Source organism: Marivirga sp. (assembly GCF_051117495.1).
GTDB lineage: Bacteria > Bacteroidota > Bacteroidia > Cytophagales > Cyclobacteriaceae > Marivirga.
This window is the reverse complement of record NZ_JBNPEF010000004.1, coordinates 458,090-484,422: the sequence shown is the minus strand read 5'-3', so window position 1 is coordinate 484,422 and position 26,333 is coordinate 458,090. Positions and strand designations below refer to the sequence as shown.

Annotated in this window: 21 protein-coding genes; 18 read left to right on the top strand and 3 right to left on the bottom strand. The window is 35.6% G+C overall.

What is annotated here, in order from left to right; translation table 11 throughout:
• The 13 genes from ACFE0M_RS03265 to ACFE0M_RS03205 all read left to right on the top strand — a co-directional run bounded on the left by ACFE0M_RS03265 (window position 1) and on the right by ACFE0M_RS03205 (window position 17,272).
• Entirely contained in the window at window positions 1-1,728 is a 1,728-nt protein-coding gene (locus ACFE0M_RS03265; protein WP_434544307.1) for a sulfatase family protein, read from the top strand.
• Window positions 1,725-3,557: a family 43 glycosylhydrolase gene (locus ACFE0M_RS03260; protein WP_434544306.1), complete on the top strand. Its 1,833-nt coding sequence runs from the start codon at window positions 1,725-1,727 to the stop codon at window positions 3,555-3,557. Before ACFE0M_RS03265 ends, ACFE0M_RS03260 begins: the two co-directional genes overlap by 4 nt.
• An 11-nt stretch (window positions 3,558-3,568) precedes the next feature.
• Complete coding sequence (locus tag ACFE0M_RS03255; protein WP_434544305.1) at window positions 3,569-4,525, top strand: alpha/beta hydrolase; 957 nt, start codon at window positions 3,569-3,571, stop codon at window positions 4,523-4,525.
• 83 nt (window positions 4,526-4,608) lie between these two features.
• Window positions 4,609-5,718, top strand: a complete 1,110-nt coding sequence (locus ACFE0M_RS03250) for an alkaline phosphatase (protein ID WP_434544304.1) — start codon at window positions 4,609-4,611, stop codon at window positions 5,716-5,718.
• Window positions 5,719-5,809: 91 nt separating this feature from the next.
• On the top strand, window positions 5,810-6,382 hold the full coding sequence (locus tag ACFE0M_RS03245; protein WP_434544303.1) for an RNA polymerase sigma factor: 573 nt from the start codon (window positions 5,810-5,812) through the stop codon (window positions 6,380-6,382).
• Between the two features lie 182 nt (window positions 6,383-6,564).
• Complete coding sequence (locus ACFE0M_RS03240) at window positions 6,565-7,476, top strand: FecR family protein (RefSeq protein ID WP_434544302.1); 912 nt, start codon at window positions 6,565-6,567, stop codon at window positions 7,474-7,476.
• Between the two features lie 136 nt (window positions 7,477-7,612).
• Window positions 7,613-11,044, top strand: a complete 3,432-nt coding sequence (locus ACFE0M_RS03235; protein WP_434544301.1) for a SusC/RagA family TonB-linked outer membrane protein — start codon at window positions 7,613-7,615, stop codon at window positions 11,042-11,044.
• Between the two features lie 4 nt (window positions 11,045-11,048).
• On the top strand, window positions 11,049-12,506 hold the full coding sequence (locus ACFE0M_RS03230; RefSeq protein ID WP_434544300.1) for a SusD/RagB family nutrient-binding outer membrane lipoprotein: 1,458 nt from the start codon (window positions 11,049-11,051) through the stop codon (window positions 12,504-12,506).
• Between the two features lie 10 nt (window positions 12,507-12,516).
• The gene (locus ACFE0M_RS03225) at window positions 12,517-13,332 is read left to right on the top strand and encodes an endonuclease/exonuclease/phosphatase family protein (protein WP_434544299.1); all 816 of its coding nucleotides are present in this window, start codon (window positions 12,517-12,519) and stop codon (window positions 13,330-13,332) included.
• Window positions 13,333-13,335: 3 nt separating this feature from the next.
• Window positions 13,336-14,217, top strand: a complete 882-nt coding sequence (locus ACFE0M_RS03220) for an endonuclease/exonuclease/phosphatase family protein (RefSeq protein WP_434544298.1) — start codon at window positions 13,336-13,338, stop codon at window positions 14,215-14,217.
• Window positions 14,218-14,253: 36 nt separating this feature from the next.
• Complete coding sequence (locus tag ACFE0M_RS03215; RefSeq protein WP_434544297.1) at window positions 14,254-15,252, top strand: choice-of-anchor J domain-containing protein; 999 nt, start codon at window positions 14,254-14,256, stop codon at window positions 15,250-15,252.
• Window positions 15,253-15,370: 118 nt separating this feature from the next.
• Window positions 15,371-16,564 carry a class I SAM-dependent rRNA methyltransferase gene (locus ACFE0M_RS03210; protein WP_434544296.1) on the top strand — a complete coding sequence of 398 codons (1,194 nt, stop codon included), beginning with the start codon at window positions 15,371-15,373 and terminating at the stop codon, window positions 16,562-16,564.
• Window positions 16,565-16,861: 297 nt separating this feature from the next.
• Window positions 16,862-17,272: a GxxExxY protein gene (locus tag ACFE0M_RS03205; protein ID WP_434544295.1), complete on the top strand. Its 411-nt coding sequence runs from the start codon at window positions 16,862-16,864 to the stop codon at window positions 17,270-17,272.
• 84 nt (window positions 17,273-17,356) lie between these two features.
• Here the strand turns inward: ACFE0M_RS03205 and ACFE0M_RS03200 are convergent, their stop codons facing one another.
• Window positions 17,357-18,631 carry an aspartate kinase gene (locus ACFE0M_RS03200; protein WP_434544294.1) on the bottom strand — a complete coding sequence of 425 codons (1,275 nt, stop codon included), beginning with the start codon at window positions 18,629-18,631 and terminating at the stop codon, window positions 17,357-17,359.
• 77 nt (window positions 18,632-18,708) lie between these two features.
• Here ACFE0M_RS03200 and fbp point away from each other — a divergent pair, with 77 nt between their 5' ends.
• Window positions 18,709-19,689 (top strand): class 1 fructose-bisphosphatase, encoded by a 981-nt coding sequence (gene fbp, locus ACFE0M_RS03195; protein ID WP_434544293.1) that lies wholly within the window; start codon window positions 18,709-18,711, stop codon window positions 19,687-19,689.
• A 170-nt stretch (window positions 19,690-19,859) separates the two neighbouring features.
• Here fbp and ACFE0M_RS03190 read toward each other — a convergent pair whose 3' ends face one another.
• Both ACFE0M_RS03190 and ACFE0M_RS03185 read right to left on the bottom strand, forming a co-directional pair.
• Window positions 19,860-20,036 carry a hypothetical protein gene (locus ACFE0M_RS03190; protein ID WP_013453717.1) on the bottom strand — a complete coding sequence of 59 codons (177 nt, stop codon included), beginning with the start codon at window positions 20,034-20,036 and terminating at the stop codon, window positions 19,860-19,862.
• A gap of 102 nt (window positions 20,037-20,138) precedes the next feature.
• Entirely contained in the window at window positions 20,139-21,389 is a 1,251-nt protein-coding gene (locus ACFE0M_RS03185) for an aminotransferase class I/II-fold pyridoxal phosphate-dependent enzyme (RefSeq protein WP_434544292.1), read from the bottom strand.
• A 173-nt stretch (window positions 21,390-21,562) separates the two neighbouring features.
• Here ACFE0M_RS03185 and accC point away from each other — a divergent pair, with 173 nt between their 5' ends.
• From accC to ACFE0M_RS03165, 4 genes are all read left to right on the top strand, one after another.
• Entirely contained in the window at window positions 21,563-23,056 is a 1,494-nt protein-coding gene (accC, locus tag ACFE0M_RS03180) for an acetyl-CoA carboxylase biotin carboxylase subunit (protein ID WP_434544291.1), read from the top strand.
• Window positions 23,057-23,231: 175 nt separating this feature from the next.
• Window positions 23,232-24,536, top strand: coding sequence for a DUF1015 domain-containing protein (locus tag ACFE0M_RS03175; protein ID WP_434544290.1), 1,305 nt, complete (start codon window positions 23,232-23,234; stop codon window positions 24,534-24,536).
• A complete protein-coding gene (locus ACFE0M_RS03170; RefSeq protein WP_434544289.1) occupies window positions 24,502-25,080 on the top strand; it encodes a Maf family protein in 579 nt (192 codons plus the stop codon). The genes ACFE0M_RS03175 and ACFE0M_RS03170 overlap by 35 nt, the downstream gene beginning before the upstream one ends.
• Window positions 25,077-26,015: a CPBP family intramembrane glutamic endopeptidase gene (locus ACFE0M_RS03165; RefSeq protein WP_434544288.1), complete on the top strand. Its 939-nt coding sequence runs from the start codon at window positions 25,077-25,079 to the stop codon at window positions 26,013-26,015. The genes ACFE0M_RS03170 and ACFE0M_RS03165 overlap by 4 nt, the downstream gene beginning before the upstream one ends.
• Window positions 26,016-26,333 lie beyond the last annotated feature (318 nt).

Below are 26,333 nucleotides of genomic sequence, written 5' to 3'. Positions count from 1 at the left end.
ATGAAGAATTTATACTTTTTGATCATATCATTATTTATTTTCTCTTGTACTAATGGAGAAAAAAAAGAGCAAAATAAAAGACCCAATATAATATATATTATGGCTGATGACCACGCATTTCAAGCCATTAGTGCCTATGGTCATCCTATCAGTAAAATAGCACCAACACCAAATATTGACAGAATCGCTAAAAACGGGGCTATTTTCAATAATAATTTTTGTACCAATTCCATTTGTGGTCCGAGCCGAGCGGTAATCCTGACGGGAAAACACAGTCACATAAATGGCTTCAGGATGAATGGCGAACGATTTGACGGTTCACAACAAACCTTACCAAAGTTGCTTAGAAAAGCTGGGTTTAATACAGGAATAGTAGGGAAATGGCATTTACACGGTTATCCTCAAGGTTTTGATCATTGGAATGTTCTAAATGATCAGGGTAATTATTATAATCCTCAATTTATTCAACCTCAAGACACAGTAAACATCAACAAAGAACAAATTGATACCACCGCACATTGGACGGCTGATTTACCTGATACTACTGTGGTGGAGGGTTATGCTACAGATTTAATTACCGATTATGCAATAGATTACATAGATGAAAATAAAGATAAGGATTCCCCCTTTTTTTTAATGGTGCATCACAAAGCGCCTCATCGTAATTGGATGCCTTCTTTGAGACATGCAAATAAATATGACTCAGTGAAGTTCCCTCTACCGGACACTTATTTTACTGATCATGGTGGTTCTAGGGCATCAAAAGAACAGCAGCAAACCATCTATAAAGACATGTATGAAGGCCATGACTTAAGAATGACAAAGGAAAAAGGCAGTCCTGAACTAGCATGGAATCCCTGGAAAACTGATTTTAACAGAATGACGGCAGAACAAAGAACCAAATGGGATCAAGCATATCAACTCAAAAATGATGCTTTTCATGAAGCCAATTTATCAGGCAAGGAGTTAGCCGAGTGGAAGGGACAAAGGTATTTGCAAGAATATCTAGCTACTATTGCCTCGGTGGATGAAGGAGTGGGAAAAATTTTAGACTATTTGGAAGAAAACAACCTAAGCGAAAATACAATAGTAGTTTATACTTCAGACCAAGGATTTTATTTAGGTGAAAAAGGATGGTTTGATAAACGCTATATGTATGAAGAATCATTCAGGATGCCCTTACTAATTCAGTATCCGGAAAAAATACAAGCTGGAACTGTAGTGGACGGATTAACTCAAAACCTAGATTTTGCCCAGACCTTTTTAGATTTTGTTGGAGCTGAAATTCCAAATGATATGCAAGGGAAATCTTTTAGACCACTACTAGAAGGCACAGTCAAATCAGAAGATTTTAGGGATGCCATTTACTATCATTATTACGATTTCCCGGCTTTTCATATGGTAAAAAGACAGTATGGAGTGAGAACAGATCGCTATAAATTGATACATTTTTATGATGATATTGATACTTGGGAATTGTATGATCTAAAAAATGATCCAAGTGAAATCAATAATCAAATTGATAATCCTGAATATGATCAAATTGAAGCCCAATTAAGAGTGAAACTTGACTCCCTTCAGAAATTATATAAAGTTACCGATAAAGAATTTGAGAAAACGCCTAAAGAAAAAGTAGATCAAGCTTACAAACAATTTGAAAAATTAAGGGGAAATACGGGCACTGCTTATAATCCTGTTCTTGATAAAGACATTAAACTATGCTTATGAGACCATTAGTACTTTTATTTGCGATGAGTTTTTTAATGGCCTGTGAACAAGACCAATCTCAGGGAAGTAAAAATTCTCAAAAGACTTCACAAGCTAAAAACTATAAAACTTATTGTAACCCTATTGACATAGATTACTCTTACATGTCACATTATCGTGCGAACAATAATGTTTCATATCGTTCAGGGGCAGATCCTGCGGTAGTTAATTATAAAGAAAAATATTATTTATTTGTGACCCGCTCCCATGGTTATTGGGTTTCCGATGACATGAGCAATTGGAAATTTATCAGACCTCAAAGCTGGTATTTTAAGGGAAGCAATGCGCCCTCTGCAGCAGTTTATAAAGATAAGATCATCGCTTACGGAGACCCATCGGGTAGAGGACCTATCATTGAGACGGATAATCCTGAATTGGGCGTTTGGGAAACCAACTTTGCAGTATTGAACATGCCACATGGTATCCAAGACCCCGCTTTATTTGTCGATGATGATGAAAGAGTTTATTTATATGAAGAGTCCTCCAATAAATGGCCGATCAGAGGTGTCGAATTAGATCCTGAAAATTATTTTGTACCTAAAGGGAAGCAAAAAGATTTATTTAAGCTAATTCCAGAAAAACACGGGTGGGAACGCTTCGGTCAAGACCATAAATCAGATATTGACCCATATATAGAAGGCCCTTGGATGATGAAACATAATGACACTTATTATTTGGAGTATGGAGCACCGGGAACGCAGTGGAATGTTTATGCAGATGGTGTTTATACAAGTGATAGTCCGTTAGGGCCATTTAAATATGCCCCATATAATCCAATATCCTACAAACCAGGTGGTTTCTTAAAAGGATCAGGTCATGGGAGCACCGTGAAGGATAAGCATGGAAATTTATGGCATTACGCCACTATGGCGATATCCGTCAATTATAAATTTGAAAGAAGAATTGGCATGTATCCAGCCGGTTTTGAAGAAGATAATGGACAAATGTATGTGAATACAGCTTATGGTGATTATCCTCACTTTTTGCCCGATACTGAAGTGGAAAACCACAAAAACCGATTTACGGGTTGGATGCTCCTTTCCTATAATAAAAAGGTAAGCACTAATTCCACAGAAGTAGAAGATAGTATTAATGTGGTGGATGAAAGTAGTTCTGGCTTCATGCAAGAACAAATCAGAGAATTTGATATTAATAAAATTAACGATGAGGAAATTCGATCTTACTGGGTGTCAAAAGCCAACCATGATTCAATTTATGTGCAGGTGGATTTAGGCGATCTAATGAATGTAAAGGCGTTGCAGATTAATTTTCAGGATTTTAATAGTGAAATTTTTGGTCGTCCTGATACTTTAAAACAACAATTCAAAATATTAGGCTCTAAGAATGGTAAAGATTGGGAAGTTTTAGCAGATTTATCTGATAATGATAAAGATATGCCACATGCTTATATTGAATTAGAAAAATCAGCTGATTATAGGTATATAAAATACGATCATCAATATTGTACCAATAAATACTTATCCATTTCAGAATTTCGTGTTTTTGGCAAAGGGTTAAATGATAAACCTCAAACCCCAGATAATTTTAAAGTGGAAAGACAAGATGACAGAAGAAATGCCGATTTAACTTGGGATGAGGTTAAGGGCGCAACAGGTTATGTTATCTATTGGGGTATTGAAAAAGACAAATTAAATCTATCAGCTCTGATGTACGACCAATCTTCTTACGAATTAAGGGCATTGAATACTGATCAGGAATATTACTATCAAGTAGAGGCATTCAATGAAAATGGAATTTCTGTAAGAACTGAGATAATGCACACTAAATAAAATTTAAGAAAATGAAAGACAAGCTAGACTATATATTAATTATCGCGATAACACTTTCTTTGTCTGTCAATTCATACGCACAGAGATATGAGAGTCAGATTTTCGACAAAGTCAATATGAAAACAGTAGCATACATCGATACTGATGAAAAAAGTCTTGAGATGGATATTTATACCGCAGAAAAGGATAGTCTTGAGAAAAGACCTGTGGTTTTATTTGTGCATGGAGGCGGCTTTGCTGGTGGCGCTAGAAACGAATTAGAAATTATGGAGTTTTGCAGAAATATGGCCAGAAGAGGAATCGTGGCGGTAAGTATGTCTTATACTTTAGTGATGAAAGGGCAATCATTTAGTTGCGATCAAGCCGCTAAAAATAAGATGAATACTTTCAAGCAAGTGGGTTTGGAAATTTCTCATGCTACAAATTATTTATTGGCGCATGAAGAGGAATTGAAAATCAATCCTAATAAAATGATTTTAGCAGGAAGTAGTGCAGGGGCAGAGGCCGTTCTTCATGCCGCTTTTTGGCCCGAAGCAAATTCTCCTTTGCCTGATGATTTTCAATATGGAGGGTTGATTTCCATGGCAGGTGCAATTTATAACCTGGAATTAATTAACAAAGAAACGGCAATACCTATGCAGTTTTTTCACGGTACTTGTGATAATTTAGTTCCCTATGGTTCCGCACCCCATCATTATTGTGAAGAAAAGGATACAGGTTATTTGATGCTACATGGGCCGGGAGCCATTAGGGAAAAATTACATGCTATCAATGAAGGATATTATATAATTACAGGATGTAATGATAACCACTCTTGGGCAGGCAAGCCTTTTAAATATTTTAGAGCAGAGATCGCAGATTTTATATATCATGATGTTGTCCTTGAAAAATTCAGACAACATCACCAGATCATTTCAGTCTTTGATAATTGTAAGTATGTGGACGCACCAGTTGTTTGTGAAGATTAGTAAATAAAATGATAAAGATTTAGCAATAGCAAAAACCATTAAACCCCATCATTATCAGGTAATTTTAAAATAGTCAATTAGATATGAAAATAATTAAATTAGTAATACTTCCCTTAATTCTTTCCAGTGCTTGTCAAGAGCTTTCAGAAAATGAAGCTACAAACACAAAAAGCAATAGTCAAGAGCCAAATATTATTTTTATGATTGGGGATGGAATGGGGATGTCACAATTGTCTTCACTTTATTATTTCAAGGAAGGGGAAATTCAAATTAACAGATTTTCTTATACAGGATTTGCCAGAACATCTTCTGCCACACAAAAAATTACAGATTCTGGTGCTTCAGGTACTGCATTATCTTCAGGTGCGAAAACCTACAATGGTGCCATAGGAGTCGATGTTGATACAAATAGAGTTGAAAATATAGTGGAAATCTTGTCCAAAAAAGGCTACAATACAGGTATAATAGCTACTTCTACTTTGACACATGCAACGCCAGCCTCTTTTTTCGCACATGCCGTTTCAAGAAATATGGAAGATTTTTTGGCATCTCAAATGCATAATTCAGATGTAGATTTTTTTGCCGGAGGCGGATTAAAGCATTTTAATAAAAGAAGGGATGGAAATAATTATTTGGATAGCCTGTCTCAAAATGGATTTGTAATAGATACCAATCAGTTGACTTCTTTAAATGGAAAGCCTTTAGACAAAAAATATGGGTTTTTATTGCAAAATGGTGCCATGCCTAAGAAAATTGATGACAGGGATAGATTTTTGCCCAACGCAACCACAATAGCAACAGAATTTTTAAATCAAAAAAGTGAACCATTTTTCTTAATGGTGGAAGGTTCTCAAATTGATTGGGGTGGCCATGACAACAACCATGAATATTTAGTGGGTGAAATGATTGATTTTGATGATGCAATCGGAAAGGCATTGGACTTTGCCAAAAAAGATGGAAATACCATTGTAATTGTTACAGCCGATCACGAAACAGGTGGCTACACTTTAAGGTCTGGGAAAAATGAAAAAGGACATACAGATTATAATGTAATCAGCCCTTCTTTTTCCACTGGTGGACATAGTGCGACTATGGTGCCTGTTTTGGCTTATGGTATTGGGGCAGAAAGATTTACAGGAATTTACGAAAACACGGAGATATTCAATAAACTAATTAAGCTAGTGGGAGAATAAAGCGGGGATTTTTGTTAGATATTTTACTGGGTAATCAAAAAATATTCATTATATTAAAAGAGTATAAAATACTTGATATTAGAGAGTTATAATGTTATCATTAAATCAAAATAGAGACAGTTTTGATCTTCAAAAATCATATTTTGAAGAATTGCATAAGACCTATTCAAAACCAATTTACCACTACTTATATAGTATAGTGGGAGATGAGGAGTTAGCTAAAGACCTCACTCAAGACACTTTCATAAAATTATGGAATCGAAGAAAACAATTAAATAATGTAATTAACATAAAATCTTATTTATATAAGATTTCTAAAAATTTACTTTTAGATCATTTCAAAAATGAACAATATCAAAATAATCAATTGAAATCTTTATCTGTACAGTCAATAGAAAAGAAATCACCCCAGTATTATTATGAAGAAAATGAGCTCGAAAAAATTAAACAGCATGCACTTTATTCTTTAAGTGATACCTCAAGAAAAGTCTTTTTAATGAGCAGAGAAGGAGCATTATCCTATCAAGAAATTAGTCAAAAGCTTGGTATTTCAAAAGTAGCTGTAAAAAAACAAATGATGAAAGCACTTGGCATACTCCGCCAAAAATTACAACCCTATATCGATATTGAATTAATAATACTATCTGTCCTGATTTTTATTTAGGAAGTTTGACTACCATTAATTTCTGATTAACAATTACAAAAACAGTGTTTAATAAGCTTTAAAGTAGTTTTCACTAACATTTTTTACTTTCTCAAACTTTTGCTTCTTTATTATTTTGATTTTTTTCAAAATAGAGGGTACCATTTTATTCTAAAAGAAGTCTTATACACAACCAGACAGCAATGAAATATTTTAACCGTCATTTTTTAGAGCAATTGGCTCAAGGCAGGCTTTCTGATAAGGAGAAGGAAGAATTCAGACTTTGGCTGAAGAAAGCGCACCATAAAACACAACAAAAATGGTTGGATACTTTTGAAAAAGTGCAAACTGAAAATGTAAATATTGACAATATACCTGACTTGCAATCACCTACATTCCAAAATCAAAAGAATGATTTTAGAAAATGGTGGGTGGCCGCTGCTTTAATTCTTGTTTTTTTAACAGCGGGTGTATTGTATTTTAATTTAGAACCTAGTCAGCAAATTCAATATTTTTCTGGTGCTGAACAATCTAAGGTTTTTTTGTCTGATAGCACAGAAGTGAATATAAATCAAAACGGTAGGATAAGTGTCTTGTACACCAAAGAATTACGTCAGATTGAATTGGAAGGAGAAGCAAGTTTTAAAGTAACCAGAAATGAAAATCGTCCATTGGTTGTAAAGACAGAGGAGATAAATACCACTGTTTTGGGTACTGAATTTAATATTAAACAATCTAATAAAGGGATTCAAATTTCTTTAAAAGAGGGCAGTGTTAAAATTACTCAAGATGGCTATACACAAAAACTAGAACCGAATGAAAAATGGTTTTGGGACAGGAAAACCAATAATTACCTCTTGTTAAGCTTTGAAAGTGCTGACTTTAAAGAAGTTAGGTTTGAAAATGAACCGCTCCCAGATGTTTTAGATTTTTTAGAATGGCAATATGATATTGATCTCCAATATGATATGAGGCAATATGAGAATTGTTCAATTTCAATCACTATTAATGAAATGGCTTTAAAAGAAGTGTTAGATGTAATTTCATTCGTCAACAAAATTTCTTTCAATCCCATAAATGAGAATCAATATGTATTAAGCGGAAGATGTAATTAGATAATGATCTTACTATGAAATAGTCATAAACCAGGCATACCAACCGAAATGAATATTACAGATTTGTAAAGAGTGGCTACCTAAAGTTTTGAACTTTGACTATTCCATGTGACAATTTTAAAACTATTATATACACATGAAACACTACTATCAATTTAAATGGATTTCAATCATTTTGAAAAAAGTAAAGACCATTTTACTGATGGCTCTGTTTGCGGGGTTCCTATCTCAGGCTTTTGCTCAAAGCAAAAATTTAAGTAAGGCTGAGGTTACCTTTTCAAATCTGAACTTGTCAATGGAGGAAGTCCTTACAGAAATAAAAAGTCAGACAAATTACGATTTTGCCTATAACACCAATCTCATTAATTTATCAAAATACATAAAGCTTGAAATGCTAAATATGTCAGTTCAGGATGTTTTAAATATTTTGGAGTCACAAGGCAATATCATTTATCGAATTGCCGGTAAGCAAATTTCACTAAGTAAAAAAAGTAATCCAAGCAACGATAATCAGTCAGCAAAAAATGACTTTTCAGGGGTAATTCAAGGAAAAGTAATTGATGATAATACGAAGGAGCCTTTAATTGGGGTAACCATTAAAGTAGTAGGGACTAATAATGGAGCCGTTACTGATATTGATGGTAATTATAAAATTTCTGTAAACCAAAATGCAGAGCAATTGAGCTTTTCGTATGTTGGATACAAATCTCAAATAGTTGAAATAGGGAGCAGATCTGAAATTAATGTTGCTTTGGTAGGTGATGTTTCCTCACTTGAGGAAGTGGTCGTAACGGCCTTAGCTATAAAAAAGTCCCCTGAAAAAATTGGTTATGCCACTCAAAAAGTAGATGGTTCTGTAATAACCAAGGCTCAAGAACCCAATATAGTCGCCAATTTGACAGGGAAAGTTGCAGGTTTAACAGTTTTCAACAGTACCGATTTCTTTGCAAATAATTCATTTACGCTTCGAGGCGAGAGTCCGTTAATTGTGATTGATGGGGTGCCAAATACCGAAACTAACTTATGGGAATTAAATTCAAACGATATTGAATCGATTGATGTCTTGAAAGGGGCTCCTGCCTCAGCCTTGTATGGTTCCTTAGGTAGAAATGGAGCTATCATGATTACTACTAAAAGAGGAAGCCAAAAGGAAGGTCTTCAGGTAGAAGTCAGCTCAAACACTATGGTTCAGTTTGATTTTCTAAGAATCCCTGAAACCCAAAATCAATACGGTTCGGGAAGAAATGGAATGTATCGTTATATTGATGGGACTGGAGCAGGTCCTGAAGGGTCGGGTTTTTCCTGGGGTCCTAGATTAAATCAGCCTGATCCAAGTACCCCAAGCGGATTTGTTGAACTTGTGCAGTATAATAGCCCGATTGATCCGGAGACTGGAGAGAGAATTCCTTTACCTTGGATTTCCCGCGGTGCGGATAATTTGGATGATTTTTTCAGGAATGGTGCTATAAGTAATAATACTGTGGCTGTAACAGCAGGTAATATGGAGAGAAACGTTCGGGTTTCGGCAAGTCATAAATTTCAAAGAGGAATTGTTCCGAATACCGAATTGGGTTCATCTAATTTCAGTGTGGCAGGAAAATATATCTATAAAAAATTATCAGTAGATGCTTCCATCAATTATAACCGTCAAGAATCGGACAATATTCCTGAAGTAGCTTGGAGCTCGCAAAGTTTTATTTATAACCTCGCCTTATGGATGGGGCCGAATATTGATGTCAATGACCTTCAAGACTACTGGGTGGACGGAAGAGAAGGATTTCAGCAGAGACATTATAGTACGAGTTTTTATAACAATCCGTACTTCTTGGCTAATGAGTATAGCAGAGGCTATTACAGAGATGTAACCTACGGACAGTTATTCCTAAGCTACGATTTAACAAAAGATTTAACTTTGAATATGAGGAATGGGATTAATTTTTTCTCATTGAATAGGACTGAAAAGGAACCCATTAGTTTCGTGAGAAATTTTAATAGAACAGATGGTAACTATTCTCAATCATATAATTCGAGTTTTAATATCAACACTGATATTTTTATGAATTATTCGAAAACCTTCAATAGTGATTTCAATATTCAATCTACGGTAGGAGTATCTAATAATTACCGAAACGGTTGGTTTTCTAATGTCAGCACTAATGGGTTAAATGTTCCTAATTTTTATAATATTGCCAACTCAAGAAATGCCATATCTGGCGGGAATTCATTCTCAGAATCGAGGATTAGCTCTGCTTATGCGACTTTGGATTTTGGAATTTTAAATTCAATTTACTTAGGGTTCACGGGAAGAAATGACTGGGTAACCACACTGCCGGCAGAAAATAATTCCTTTTTCTACCCTTCCGTTTCATTGAGCTATGTTCCAAGCAAAATGTTCGAATTACCTGATTTAATTTCTAACTTGAGAGTGAGAGGAAGTTGGGCAGAAGTATCGAATGGGAGTTTTGGAGGTGCATACGCGCACATTCCAACTTATAACAGTAGTATAAACTGGCAGAATAATGCTTCTTTATCTTTTCCAGGTAATTTGATTAGCCCAGATTTACAACCAGAAACTTCTTCTGCTTTTGAAGGTGGCTTGGTAGTTGGTTTTTTACAAGATAGGATCACTGTTGATGCTAATTATATTTATACACTTGACTATAATAACATCACGAATGTGCCTATTTCTGTTAGTTCAGGTTATTCTTCGCGCTCAATCAATGCCAATGAGTTTGAAAAGAGAGGTTTTGAGCTTATTTTGACTGGGGATCCTATTAGGACAGAAAATTTCCATTGGAATATAACAGCAAACTTAAGTCAATATAGAACTTATATTAAGTCTATTGATATCGGAGATAATATAAATCAAAGAGTTGAAGGAGATAGGGTTGATAAGATCTTTCGTACGGTTTGGTTAGAAACTCCAGATGGAAGACCAATTATTGGAGACAATGGAATAAATGTAAGAGATCCATTTGATAGACACATTGGATATGCAAATCCTGATTACGTTTATGGGTTTCTAAATAACTTTCGGTACAAAAACTTCACCACGTTTGTAGGTTTTGATGGGAGGATTGGAGGTTTGATGGAAAGTAAAACTTTACGAAATATGTGGTGGGCTGGGGTTCATCCTGAATCTATCAATAAATTCAGAGCAGCTTCCGCACGAGGGGTTAGTAATTATGTAGCCGATGGTGTAGTGATAACTGATGGTAGTGTTGAATATGATACGCAAGGCAATATCATTCGAGACACCAGAACCTATGCTCCTAATGATCAGGTAGTCAATTATGAAAACTACATTACTACTTATCATGCGCAATCATACGGCAACCATTTTTATGACCAAACCTTCCTTAAACTAAGGGAAGTAAGCATAAGTTATAATTTCCCAACTACTTTATTGGAGAGAACATTTTTCAACTCGGCTTCCGTTTCGCTGATAGGAAGAAACCTTTTGCTCTGGGCAAAAATTGATTATTTGGATCCAGACTCCGGTAGTGATCAAAATATGCAAACTCCTTCTATGCGAAATGTAGGGATGCACTTCAACTTTAAATTTTAATCAGATGAGAATTTATAAATTAGTCATAAGTTTTTTAGTCCTAATTTTAGTGATGGGCTGTAAAGATTACGAAGATTTTCAGGTAGACCCCAATAATACTACCGATGCTAATCCTGGATTACTGCTAACCAATATAGAAATCAGTACATTTAATTCAATTGATTTGAATGCTGCGATGGCATGCCGATATCTAGTTAATGTAAACCTAGTGAATGATTTTCAATATTATAACTGGGATAGAGCTGGTTTTGGTTTTTACAACACCCTAAGGCAGGTTCAGAAAATGGAAGAAGAATCCGAAAATTTCGATAATGCTAATTATCTAGCCATTGCGAAGTTTTTCAGAGCGTTTGTTTTTGAGCAAATTACCCGTCAGTTTGGGGATATACCCTTTTCACAGGCTTTACAGGCTGAGCAGGATGTAATTACCCCCGCTTATGATGAACAAAAACAAGTGTATTTGGGAATTCTAGCATTATTGGAAGAAGCAAACGAATTATTGGATGTAAACGAATCAGGTATTACAGGCGATGTAGTTTTTGAAGGTGATTTACTAAAATGGAAGAAGTTAATTAATTCTTATCATTTACGGGTCTTGATGAGTCTTTCCATTAAAGAAAATGATCCTGATTTAGATCTAGCCAGTAGATTCAACACCATTTTCAGTAATCCATCTGAATATCCGCTGATGGAATCTAATGCTGATAATTGTCGATATACTTATTCCGAAGAAACTGGAAACACCTATCCTTTTTGGAGAAGTGCCTCCATAACCACGTCCTACATTTTAGAAGAGTCCTTTATAGAAAAGTTAAAGGAATTTAATGATCCAAGATTGTTTGTACTAGCCGATCCTGATGCTAATTCCTCCGGTGAGGATCCACTATCTTTTGATAGTTATACTGGTTTTAGTGGAAGTGCTCCTATAAATGATAATGCCACCCGTCTAGGTAATGGAGAAGGTTCTCCTTTAGATGAGCGATATATTGAAGATCCGGAAGCAGAAGAGAATCTTGCCTTGGGATATGCTGAACTTAGCTTTACATTAGCGGAAGCAGCTCATAGAGGATGGATTTCCGGAAACCCTAGTGAATTTTATGAAAATGGTATTAGGGCTTCTTTAAATTTTTATGGAATAGATGAAAATTCAATTTCTAATTACTTAAATCAATCGACTATAGGGTATCAACAAGGACAGGGGTTAGAACAAATAATGACTCAAAAATATTTGTCTATGTTCCTAAATTCCGGCTGGGAGCCTTTCTATAATAATAGAAGAACTGGTTTTCCTGAATTTGATGTGAGTGGAGCAGGAATTCTGAACAATGGTCGAGTGCCAAAAAGGTGGATGTATCCAATTTCAGAGATCAATCAAAATCAAGAAAACCTAGAAGATGCCATTCAAAGACAATATCCTGCTGGGGATAATATCAATGGTGAAATGTGGTCTATACACGAATAAACTGTAAATCATGAAGAAAATATTCCTACTTTTTATATCAACATTTTTGACAGTAGAGGCGCTGGCTCAAACCAAGGTGTGCACTTTTAACATACGTTTTGAAAATCCCAGAGATGGAGTCCATCAATGGGAAAATCGCAAGGAAAGTGTTGTTCAATTTTTGAAGTTGGAGCGACCAGATGTTGTGGGTATGCAGGAAGTTTTGCATAGCCAAATCATGTATTTTAATACTTCATTGCCGAACTATCAAAAAATAGGGGTCGGTCGGGATGATGGAAAAAAGGCCGGAGAATATTCACCTATATATTTTAACAAAGATGTTTATGACTTAATGGACAGTGGTACTTTTTGGCTAGGTGAAAATATTAATGTTCCTGAAAAAGGGTGGGATGCTGCACTACCTAGAGTTTGCACATGGGCAAAATTGAAAGGAAAAAAATCAGGGGAATCAATTTTATTTCTTAATACTCATTTTGATCATGTGGGTAAAGAGGCAAGAAAAAAAAGTGTTGATTTGATATTAACACAAATTGAAAAATTGAAAACGACAAATAAAGTGGTTTTGATGGGTGATTTCAACCTAGAGCCATCAACAATTCCTATTCAAAAAATATTTCAATCTACATTGAATGACGCTTATGAAGCGGATATAAATTTGGGCCCAGTAGGTACATATAATGCTTTTCAAATCGGAAAGAATTATGATAGAAGAATAGATTATGTTTTTTATGAGGGATTCGAAGTAAAAAGTTATCATAACTATAGTATGAGAATAAAAGATACCTTTTTATCAGATCATTTCCCTGTATTAGTTGAATTAGAATAATATATGTATAGAATTAAAATATACCATTTGGTTTTTGCTTGCTTCTTCCTGTGGGGATGCAATGATGAGCCCTTAGAAGAAGTAGAAGATGAAATAATCTCCACACCTTCTTTGAAGGTAAGTTCTTTTAATATAAGATTTGATAATCCTTCAGATGGTAGTAATCGGTGGATTAATAGGAGGGGTGATGTATTAAATTTCCTACTTATTGAAGAGCTTGATATTATCGGCATGCAGGAAGTTTTGTATTCTCAGATTAAATTTTTGGATGAAAACTTATCTACTTATCAAAGAGTAGGAATTGGCCGGGATGACGGGGAGCAAGCAGGCGAATATGCGCCTATTTATTTTGACACGAACAGGTTTAATTTACTCGATAGTGGCAATTTTTGGCTTTCGGAAACTCCCGAAGTCCCATCAATTGGTTGGGATGCAGTACTTAACAGGATTTGTACCTATGTTCGTCTTTTCGATACTGAATCAGATCAAGAAATTTATTTTTATAATACACATTTTGATCATGTTGGTGGAACTGCACGATTACGTAGTGCCAGTTTGATTAGAGATAGTATTCAAACTAAAATAGATCAGGGTGTAAGAGTAATTTTGACCGGTGATCTTAATGTAGTCCCAGGATCGACACCCTATGAAGTATTCAATGAATTCATGACAGATAGTTATGAAAGTGATTTGAAACTTGGTCCAACTGGAACCTATAATGGATTTAATTTAGACGGATCACACAATAGGAGAATAGATTTTATTTTCACGACAGGATTTAAGCCTATGACTTATGAAAGTGTCAGTACTGTTGTTAACAATAGGTTCTTGTCAGATCATTTCCCAGTAATTTCAAAAATTGAGTATAGGCCTGTAAATTATTAAAAATCAATAACTTAAATATAATAAACTATGAAAACAATGAAAAACAAATTATGGATAGCCCTTTTGGGCTTAGCATTTCTTTTTGCTTGCGAGGAGGAAACAGTAAACTCTGTGGTTTCTTTCAGTCAAACAACTGGGGAAATAACCACTGATGATTTAAGCCCTGTGACTGTATCTTTTGATATAAGCCCGGCAGCTCCATCAAATTCTAATATTTCAATAATAGTAACTGATGGCGCTTATGGAGAAACTTTTACCACTGACCCTGCAGAATCAGGCGGTCAAATTGATATCCCGGTGTCAGCTGGGGCTGAAAGTGCGGAATTTAGTATTATCCCAAATGAAGAGGGAATTTTGTTTGCTGATATTGAGATTTCTTTTGAAATCGTTTCAGTAGGTGATGGATTGTCCACAGAAGAGTTCGATGGGCGGTTTTTTGATTTTACGATTGTGAATAACAAAGAACAAGGTTCAGGTTTGCCATTTTCAGAAACATTTGATGTATGTGGAGCCGATGGTAGTGGTGAACTTCCTCCTGAAGGCTGGGAACAAGTTATTGTAGCCCAAAATTCATTTGAAACAGGTGGTTTTGCTTGTTACAACAATCAAGGTGTAACTGGTATTCAAGCAAATGCATTTAGCCCAGATGCTCAAAATGAGGATTCTGACTATACGGAAGTATGGATGCTGACTCCTTTGGTTGGATTAGTAGATGCTGAAAATCCAGTTTTAAGTTTTGATGTGGACAGAAGATTTGATGCTCCAATAGATGATAATACTCTAGCTTACGGAATTCAAATATCAACAGATTATGATGGATCCAATTTTGAATCTGCTAATTGGGAAGTATTCGAAGCGGGAGTTTCAGCCATGCAGGCCAACAATCCTGATGCTGATGATATAGAAAATACTGGTGAATTGGATTTGTCTGCTTATGCAGGTCAAACGGTAACCATTGCATTTATTTATAGAGCAAGTAATGCGAGATTTGGTTCTACAGCCTTGCGTATAGCCAATGTTTTAGTTTCTGAATAAATTAGCCGTTTATTCGTTATTTTGAAGCCGTTCATTAATATGAGCGGCTTTTTTTTATTATAATCAAATTCTTAATGAAAAATAGTTTCTTCATATTTGCAATATATTTTAGATTACTATGCAAAGCCCATTACCCATCATCAACCTCAAAAAAGGAAAAGAAAAATCTTTAGAGCGATTCCATCCTTGGATATTTTCAGGTGCCATTCATCCTGTGCCAAAGGAAGTAAAGGAAGGCGATTTTGTCGAGATCCATACGCAAGACAAAAGATTTATCGGGATTGGTTATTTTCAAGTGGGCTCCATTGCAGTTCGCATGCTAACTTTCCAAAAAGAGGAAATCAATCAGGATTTTTGGAAGAAGAAATTACAGACTGCTATTGAATTAAGAAAGACGGCAAATTTGTGGGATAATCCAGAAACCAATGTATTCAGATTGGTGCATGGCGAAGGAGATGGTTTCCCGGGGCTTATAGTCGATTATTATGACGGCTGTGTGGTTTTCCAAGCGCATACTGTCGGAATGTACCAGATTAAGGAAGTGTTCTTAGAAGCCCTGAAAGATCTATTGGGAGAGCAGTTGAAATCAGTCTATGATAAAAGTAATCATACACTTCCTTTCAAGGCAGAACTGGAAACCACGGATGCATTTATTTATGGAGAAGAGAAAGAAGAGTGGCTGGTAAAGGAATATGGCAACATCTTCAATATCAATGTGGTTACGGGTCAAAAAACTGGCTTTTTTATAGATCAAAGAGAAAATAGGAAATTGTTGGAGCATTACAGCAAAGGCAAGAAGGTTTGCAATACTTTTTGCTATTCTGGAGGGTTCTCCATTTTTGCTCTGCAGGCAGGTGCAGAACTGGTCCATAGTGTGGACAGTTCTCAAGGAGCAATGGATTTAACTGATCAAAATGTGAAATTGAATTTCCCGGATGCTCAAAATCATCAGTCTTTCACAGCTGATGTTTTTAATTTCTTAAATGAAATGCCAGAGCAGTATGATGTGATCGTTTTGGATCCGCCAGCATTTGCCAAGCACAGAAAAGTATTGAAAAATGGCTTGCAAGGATATAGAACGATCAATGAAAAAGCCATGAAAAATATGAAGCCGGGTGGAGTACTTTTTACTTTTAGTTGTTCGCAAGTAGTCAATCAAGAGCAATTCAGGACGGTGATATTTTCTGCTGCGGCCAGAGCAGGAAGGCAAGTTCAAATTCTGCATCAACTTCATCAACCAGCAGATCACCCTATCAATATTTTCCACCCGGAAGGAGAGTATTTAAAAGGATTGGTTTTAAGGGTAGTTTAGGAAATAGACACTAGATACTAGAACCAAGAACATTGTTTGTTTCCTCGTAAATTATAGCTCCTTTTTTAAGTGTTTTCACCTAAAAATCGATTGATAAAATTTAAAAACTTATAGTTTAAACACTTCGTGATTTGCTTTAACCACAAAAAAAAAGAAAACAAAAGTTGAATTGCCTAAGGCAATTCATAAAGCGAAATTGAGTGTTTTAAATTTTCTATTTTAAAGTTGCAGTTTTGGAAGAATACATCATAAATAATACATTTGAAATACTAAACAATTCAACCAAACCCATAAAAAATGAAAAACAGTAAGGCCTATCTTAACGAACTAACCTATAAAATAAATGGTGCAGCAATTGAAGTCCACAAGGAATTAGGGCCAGGTTTATTAGAAAGTGTATATCAAAAATGTTTGGCGCATGAACTTCAAAATCGGAATATAGAAATCCAGACTGAAAAAATAATTTCAATTGATTTTAAAGGATTGGAATTGGATGTAAATTTAAAATGTGATTTACTAGTTGAGAACGCTATTTGCATCGAATTGAAGGCAGTTAAAGAAATAATGCCAGTACATGAAGCGCAATTATTATCATATATGAAACTTTTAAAAATCCCAAAGGGTATTCTTTTTAATTTTAATGTTTATAACCTTTACAATGAAGGACAAAGGACCTTTGTAAATGAATATTTCAGCAATATGATTTAAAAATAATCTTGATTATTTTCTTTTGTTCTCTTTTGTTACTTTGTGGTAGAATCAAAAGGTTTAGAGTTTTAGCTTGCTATGGTATTAGAAGCTCATCAGATCCTCCTTCACCACCACCTGGTAATTCTTTCTGCTTCTTTGTTCCATATAAATTTCTTTGCCATTTGTCATCCTGCTGATTAGGCTCTCATCAAAATTTTTGATGGTGAGTAATTCTAGGCCTTTATTATAGAAAATAGAAAAGTCTTCTTTTAAATCTTTCATGAGTTGATCTAAGCGGTGCAAATCATCATTCACGCAAATAGAGAAAGAAATGGCAGTATTTTGCATCATATTAATTTTGATATGATGTTTGTTTAATGCATCAAATATTTTTCCGATCAATGCTTCCGTGATGAAAGTAAAATCTTGCAATTTGAATGTAATCAAACTTTGTTTTTCCTTGATAATGATACAAGGGGTTTGATGGATAATATTGCATTCATGAATAATAGTACCCCCTTTCTCGGGTGAACTAAAGGAACGCACATGCATTGGGATACCGGCATTTGCCAGTGGTTTTATGGTTTTTGGATGAATAACGGATGCTCCATAATAGGTCATTTCTGCTGCTTCTTGATAGGATAGTTCTTGGTATAAAATCGCATCCTTTACTTTTTTCGGATCTCCATTTAATATTCCCGGAACATCTTTCCAAATGGTTACCGCTTTTGCATCGATACAATAAGCAAAAATGGCAGCGGAGAAATCAGATCCCTCCCTGCCCAAAGTGGTAATTCTACCATCTTGAGTCCCACCTAAAAATCCTTGGGTAATGATTAATTGGCTGTGGTTAAATTCATGCTCAATAGTTTTCTTTGTTATGTCTTCGGTTTTCTCCCAATCCACCAAAGCATCTCTGAAACTGTCATCTGTTATAATGCAATCTTTTGCATCAATCTTGGAGATAGAAAAAGCTTCTTTTTGCAAAAATTCTAAAAGTATTTTGGAAGAGATCATTTCTCCAAAAGAAATGATGCTATCATAGGATTCATCATATCGGGATTTATTGATCACAGATAGTTTTGTTTTCAAATCATCAAAAAGACCTTCCAATAATTGAAGGGGCTTTGATTGATTCTTATCAAATAAGGAGGAGATAAGTGAAGCATGATATTCAAAGAGGTTCTGGATAGAAGTATCAGTTGAGAGCCCATTTAGTTCTAAATGTAAAATTTCTTCCAAGGCATTAGTGGTTTTGCCCATAGCCGAAACCACAATAATTATATTTTCATTGGGAAATCTTTTCAAAATTTCCGACATATTACGTACTGCTTTTGCATCTTTTATGGATGCTCCTCCAAATTTAAATACCTGCATATGTTCCTTTTCTATAAGAATTGGCAAAATAAGCTACAATTTTTTCATAATTTAGCGGCAATACAAATAAATATTCCATGCAAACTAAATTAGCCACCTCTGTTGGTATCACTTTAGACCGATTTATCAAGAAGAAACAAAATGATTTTGCCTTTGCTTCAGGTGAATTATCTCAATTGCTGCGGGATATTGCCTTGGCAGGAAAAATCATCCATAGAGAAGTCAATAGAGCTGGCTTATTGAATATTGGAGGAGCATATGGAACCGAAAATGTTCAGGGAGAGGAACAGCAGAAGTTAGATGTAATTGCCAATATACGATTCATCAGGGCTTTAAAAAATGGCGGGGAAGTTTGTGCAATAGTCTCTGAGGAGGATGATGAAATTTTAGATTTGAACAATCAGGACGGTCGATATATAGTAGCCATGGATCCTTTGGACGGTTCTTCCAATATTGACGTAAATGTTTCAATTGGAACAATTTTCTCAATTTTCAGAAGGGTTTCACCGGTTGGAAGTAAAGTAACGGAGGAAGATGTCTTGCAAAAAGGCTCTGAACAGGTAGCGGCCGGATATTTATTGTATGGTTCTTCCACCATGTTAGTTTATACGACCGGAAGAGGTGTGAATGGATTTACTTATGATCCTTCACTGGGTGAGTTTTTTCTATCTCATGCAGATATGAGAATTCCTGAGGACGGGAAGATTTATTCTATCAATGAAGGTGGTTACAGAAGCTTTGATTTAAAAGTACAGCAATACATTGAAAACTGTAAGGATAAAAAATATACAGCTCGTTACATCGGCTCTCTTGTTGCAGATTTTCATAGAAACTTAATGAAAGGGGGTATTTATATATATCCTGCTAGTGAAAAAACCCCTTCTGGGAAATTGAGATTGAACTACGAATGTAATGCGTTGGCAATGATTTGTGAGCAAGCAGGTGGAATTGCGACAGATGGGAAAAACAGAATTTTAGATATACAACCGGAATCATTGCATCAAAGAGTTCCGTTCTATGTGGGCTCTAAGAAAATGGTTGAAGAAGCTATGAAATAAATGCTTGGGTTTAGTTCTAGGAAAGTATGTGCACTAATGCGCTCTGATAAGTAGTTAGCAGGCTGGGTATTTGTGTGTATTTTTTAAGAAATAACTACTAAACCTAAAAAATGACATAAAAAAAGGCTAACATTTTTTGTCAGCCTCTTTCGAAATCGTTCAAATTCTAATTAAGATTTGTTCTTGATATCTTGAACTTCAATTCTGATTTCTTGCGCTAAGTTTTTCAACTCTTGCATTCCTTTTCTTACGCGAGTACCAGCTGCCTGATTCTCTTTGTCGTAGAATTTTTCAAAATCACCTTCTAGACCCATGATAAGGTCTCTTACTTGTTCGAATCTTTTCATTCTTATTTTAGTTTACGGTTGACTAAATAAATTATTTAATTGAAAGCAATATAGGCAAAAACATATAAAAACAACAATTAGAGTGATATTTTTCCTAAAAAATTACTCTTTAAATGCTTTTGCAAGCTCATTTTCCCTATAATGACCCTCTTTCAGCTTATCTTTTATTGCTTCGAATGCTTTAATTGTACGGTCAACATCTTCCAAACTGTGAGAAGCTGTTGGTATTAATCTTAGCAAAATAGTGTCTTTTGGCACTACCGGATATATAACTACTGAACAAAAGATACCGAAATTCTCTCTTAGGTCATAAGCTAAAGCCGCAGCCTCTCCAACAGTACCATTTAACATTACAGGGGTTACTGGTGATTGAGTTAATCCAATGCTAAAGCCTTTTTCTTGTAGGCCACTTTGCAATGCATCCACTATTTTCCATAAATTCTTTTTGTGCTCAGGCTGGTCACGCAATAATTCCAGTCTTTTTAATGCGCCTTCCACCATTGGCATTGGCAATGATTTTGCAAATATCTGCGAACGCATATTATACCTCAAGAATTTGATGATATCAGGATCACCACCCACAAAGGCACCAATCAATGCCATGGATTTTGCAAATGTGCTGAAATATAAATCAATTTCATCCATTACACCCTGTTGCTCTGCAGTGCCGGCTCCAGTTTCTCCCATAGTTCCAAAACCGTGGGCATCATCACATAATAAACGGAAGTTATATTTTTCTTTTAAGGCAACCACAGATTTCAAGTCTCCCATAGCTCCGGTCATTCCAAATACTCCTTCGGTAATAACCAAAATACCACCACCTGTTTCTTCTGTCAGCTTAGTAGCTCTTTGTAATTGCTTTTCTAAGTTTTCAATATCGTTATGTGGATAGACAAATCTTTTACCCATGTGTAATCGAACACCATCAACAATACAGGCATGACATTCGGCATCATATACAATAGCGTCTTTTCTGCCCACTACCGCATCGATAATAGAAAGTACTCCTTGGTAACCATAGTTTAACAGCATTACCTCATCTTTTTTGATGAATTCAGCTAGCTGTCTTTCCAATTCTTCATGTTGTGAAGTATTGCCTGACATCATTCTGGCACCCATTGGATATGCCAATCCCCATTTAGCGGCAGAATCAGCATCTGCTTTTCTAATTTCGGGGTGATTGCCCAATCCTAAATAATTATTTAAACTCCAGGTCAAAACTTCTTTTCCTCTAAATTTCATGTGAGGAGATAATTCTCCTTCCAATTTAGGGAACATAAAATAACCTTCTTCTACGTTGGAATGCTTACCTAAAGGACCACGATCCACTTTCAATTTCTCAAATAAATCCACGTTTATCTATTTTAATATATCTATAATTATTCTAATCAAAAACCAAAGGTAACAAAAAAGGTTTTACTGAAAAAATAGCTCCCCCGCTTTAAAGCCTTATTTTTTAGTAAAAAAGACAATAATTATGTAGCATTGTACTTCAATTTTTATTTGATATTGTAAGACTAATTGATATGCCGGATATTAAAAAAATCTTAGTGGCCAACAGAGGCGAAATTGCGCTTAGAGTGATGCGTTCTGCGCGTGAGCTTGGTATTAAAACTGTAGCAATATATAGTGAAGCGGATAGAAATGCATTGCATGTACGCTATGCTGATGAAGCTGTTTGTGTGGGGCCTCCAGCTTCTTCTGAAAGTTATTTAAGAATAGATAAAATAATCGAAACCTGTAAAGAGCTGAAGGTCGATGCTATCCATCCCGGATATGGATTTCTTTCTGAAAATGCCGATTTCGCCAGAAAAGTGGAAAAAGCAGGTATTATTTTTATAGGCCCTTCTGCCGAATCCATTGAAATTATGGGGGATAAACTTTCTGCAAAAGCCGCAGTGCTTAAAAGAAATGTCCCCTTAGTGCCTGGTTTGGATAAGGCCATAACTGATATTGCATTTGCTAAAGAGAAAGCAGATGAAATTGGATATCCTATATTAATCAAAGCCAGTGCCGGTGGTGGTGGTAAAGGAATGAGGATAGTGGAAGATCCAGTTGATTTTGAATCGCAAATGGACAGGGCGGTAAGTGAAGCTAAAAATGCATTTGGAAACGGAGCTGTTTTTATTGAAAAATTCGTGACTTCACCTCGTCATATAGAAATTCAGGTCCTAGGGGACCAAAAAGGAAATGTGATTCACTTGTTTGAGAGGGAATGTTCTATACAAAGAAGGCATCAAAAAGTGATTGAAGAGGCACCTTCAAGTGTTTTGACTCCCGAAATCAGAGAACAAATGGGGCAAGCGGCTATTGATGTGGCGAAATCCTGCAATTATTATGGTGCTGGTACGGTGGAGTTCATTGTGGATGATCAATTGAATTTTTATTTCCTGGAAATGAACACTCGTTTGCAAGTGGAACATCCTGTAACCGAACAAATCACTGGTGTTGATTTGGTAAAAGAGCAAATTAGAATTGCAGAGGGAAAGGCCTTATCCATCAAACAAGAGGATTTAACCATCAAAGGACATGCAGTGGAGGTAAGGGTATATGCCGAAGATCCGCAAAACAATTTCTTGCCCGATATTGGGAATTTAAAGGTTTATAAAAGACCCCAAGGAACTGGCGTGCGTGTTGATGATGGTTTTGAACAGGGAATGGATATCCCAATTCATTATGATCCAATGATAGCAAAATTAATCACCTATGCTGACAATAGGAAAGAGGCCATTAGCAGAATGCTTCGTGCTATTGAGGAATATGAAATCGTGGGAATTCAAACTACACTTAGTTTCTGTAAATATGTGTTGCAACATGAGGCTTTTACCAGTGGAAATTTTAATACCAAGTTTATTGAAAATCATTTCAAGCCAAGTGACCTAGATGAAAAAGTAAGTGATATAGAAACAGAAATTGCAGCGGCTTTGGCAGTAAAATTATGGTCTGAAAGACAGAAAAAACAAACTGCGCAAGAAGAAAATGGGAAAAAGGTCTCTTTGTGGAAAAAGAATAGGTTATAGCTAAGGTATGTAATGCTTACTTTATTAAGTTTATTACAGAAATTAAAACATAAAATGGTTGGTGTGCCACCAACCATGGCACCGATCCCCGGCCGGTGGCACACCGACCGGAATCTGAAGGATTAGTATTCAACACCATAAAATATTTAGTTTGATTCATTTATAAATCCATATAATGGCGGAAATTAAGCCTATTAAAGCTTGGCGATATAATCCTGAGCTTCAAAAAGAAATTGAAAATTTGACCAGTCCACTATTTGATGTGGTTTCACCTAAACAAAGGGAGGCACTCTATAAAAACCCTTTAAATAGCATTCATCTTTCCGTGCCTAAAGGTGGCGAAGAATCTGCTGATATGGCTGCGGATCGATTGGCGAAATGGAAAGCAGAAGGAATCATCAAACAGGATCCTTTGCCAGGCATATATGTCTATTATCAATATTTTACTTTGCCAGGTTCAACTCGTGAGCGGGTTAGAAAAGGATTTATCGCATTTATCAAGGCTTATGATTGGGAGGAAAAGGTCATTCTAAGGCATGAAAATACCATTCCAAAGTCAGTAAATGACCGCATTGATTTGTTGGATAAAACCCAATTGAATGTTAGTGCTACTCACGGTCTTTATTCTGATCCGGAATTTGAATTGGAGCCTTATATGGATGAGAGTATGGAGATGCCATTAGGTGAATTGGAAGATTACCAAGGTGTAAGGGAAGTAGTTAGTGTTATCCATGATGCTAAAATCATTAAAAAATTTATAGCTAAAATTGCCCCTCAGCAAATCATTTTAGCAGACGGCCATCATCGATATGAAGGTTCATTGCTTTATAGGAAAAAAATGATGGAGCAAAATCCGAATCATACAGGTCAGGAAGGCTATAATTTTCACATGATGTATTTGACCAATGCTGATTCCGATGACTTAAGGATTTTGCCCACTCACCGATTAATAAAAGATATTCCTGATTTTTCAGAAAAGGAGATATTGAAAGCCCTTGAGGAAGATTTTATCATCAAAACATTGGAAAACCCAGAAGATGTTCATGAAATTATTTTAGGAAAAATGTGGGCCTTTGGAATGCTTTTCAAGGAGAATACCTATAAAATACGCTTAAAGCCTGAGAAGATTTCAGAATTGAAATGGAATTTCCCTGATGAAGTAAAACATTTGGATTTAACTGTGCTGCATTACTTTTTTATAGAGAAAATTTTAGGGATAAAAGGAAAAGAGCAGCGAAGTTCGGAATCCATTCAATTTGAAAGGAATTTCACGGCTTGTATTCGCAAGTTGTTGAAAGATGAAGTACAATGTGCCCTCATTACAAAGGAAATAAGCATGGAGCAGGTGAAGAAAGTATGCAATACTGGCTATACTATGCCACAGAAATCAACTTATTTCTATCCTAAAACCATTTGTGGATTTTTATTTGGATCAATACAAGAAGATGAATTTGAACTACCCCCTTATTTTAGGGTCTAAATCGCCCAGAAGAAAAGAAATACTAACCAAAGCAGGCATTGAATTTACTACCGAAGCTAAGGATACAGAAGAATCTTATCCTATAGATATGCCTCATACTGAAGTGGCGGCTTTTTTAGCAGAAAAGAAAGCAAAAACTTTTGCACAAGATGAAAAATATATCGGTAAAATCATCCTGACAGCCGATACTACGGTCCTAATCGATAATGAATTATTGGAAAAACCTCAAGATGAGGAGGAGGCTTTTAGCATGTTGAGCAAACTAAGCGGCAGAGCCCATCAAGTAGTTTCCGGCTTTTGCGTCTTGCTAAATGGAAAATTTGAAAAATATTCCGATCAGACTTTAGTTTATTTCAATCCGATAGAGGAAAAAGTCATTTGGGATTATATCCGCAATCATAAGCCATTTGATAAAGCTGGGGCTTACGGCATTCAGGAAGGTATTGGCTTAACCCATATTGAAAAACTGGAAGGTTCTTATTTTACAGTCATGGGTTTGCCAATTCACAAGGTTTATCAGGCTCTATCTCAATTTAAAAAATGAAAACAATTTGGCGTTATTTTACGGATTTTCACAAGGAAGTTAAACACCCACCTGCCTTGTATATTTCCATTACTATTTTTATAGCATTGCTTACGGCCTTCAACTATCTTATTATGGATATAAGGTTCGAAAAATGGATGGACAGGTTAAAACCCGACTCATTACCTTATCTAGCACATTTTATATTGTTTTCATTTATTTATTATGGTATAATTTTTCTGTGCTATCGTTTTAAGACGATACCTAATCTTTTTAAAGATAAGGCATTTATGGTCAAGAGTCTGTTTATGTTGGTAGTACTAACAGTTGATGTTTGCTTTCAGTATCATAAAGTCATCATAAGTGCGCTATTTGAATATAAAGACCGATATTATTTATATAAAGTTATCGGACAGATTACCAGTGTTTTTGTAATGTTATTGCCGATTTACATTTACTATATTAAGTATGAAAAAAGTAATGGTAATTTTTATGGTTTACGCACTTCCATGCGAAAAATCAGTCAATATTTCCCTCTGATTCTTTTAATGATTCCATTAATTGCCGGAGCCTCATTTGAGGAGAGTTTTCGAAACTTTTACCCGAGATTTTCTTCTCAATATCAATTTATGGATTGGTCAGTTGAGCTACGGGCAGTGGTTTTTGAAATTTTTTATGCATGGGATTTTTTAACTACTGAATTTCTTTTTCGTGGCTTTATGGTACTTGCCTTTACTGCTTTTTTAGGACCTAGGGCAATTTTACCTATGGTAGGATTATATGTTGCAATTCATTATGGGAAACCTTTGGGGGAAACGATGGGATCTTTTTTTGGTGGTTATATTTTAGGTGTTCTGACCTATCAAAGTAAAAACATTTGGGGAGGTATAGTGGTACATATGGGCATAGCCTTATTAATGGAATTGGCTGCTTGGATGCAGAAGGTCTTTAATTAGTAAATGGTATGGGTACGAGCTGGAAAGCTCGCATCCAAAGTCGTTAATTTAAGGCATGCTTTTTTCTTTTGCCGCCAGCATTTGTGTCTTCACAAATGCATTCAGGAAAGCATAGCAATATTCAGCAAACTGGTTGTGGAGACACAACCAGGGGCAAGGGAAGGCAGCATACGTCCTGTCACTAAAAATAAGGGTGAGGCTTAATAATAGCTTAAATTAACGACATTGAGTTCGCACCAGTTTGGTGATAAAAGAAAAACATAAAGCACGGTTTTAACCGTGGTTCAACAGAATACGAACTAAAACCGTTTTAACGGT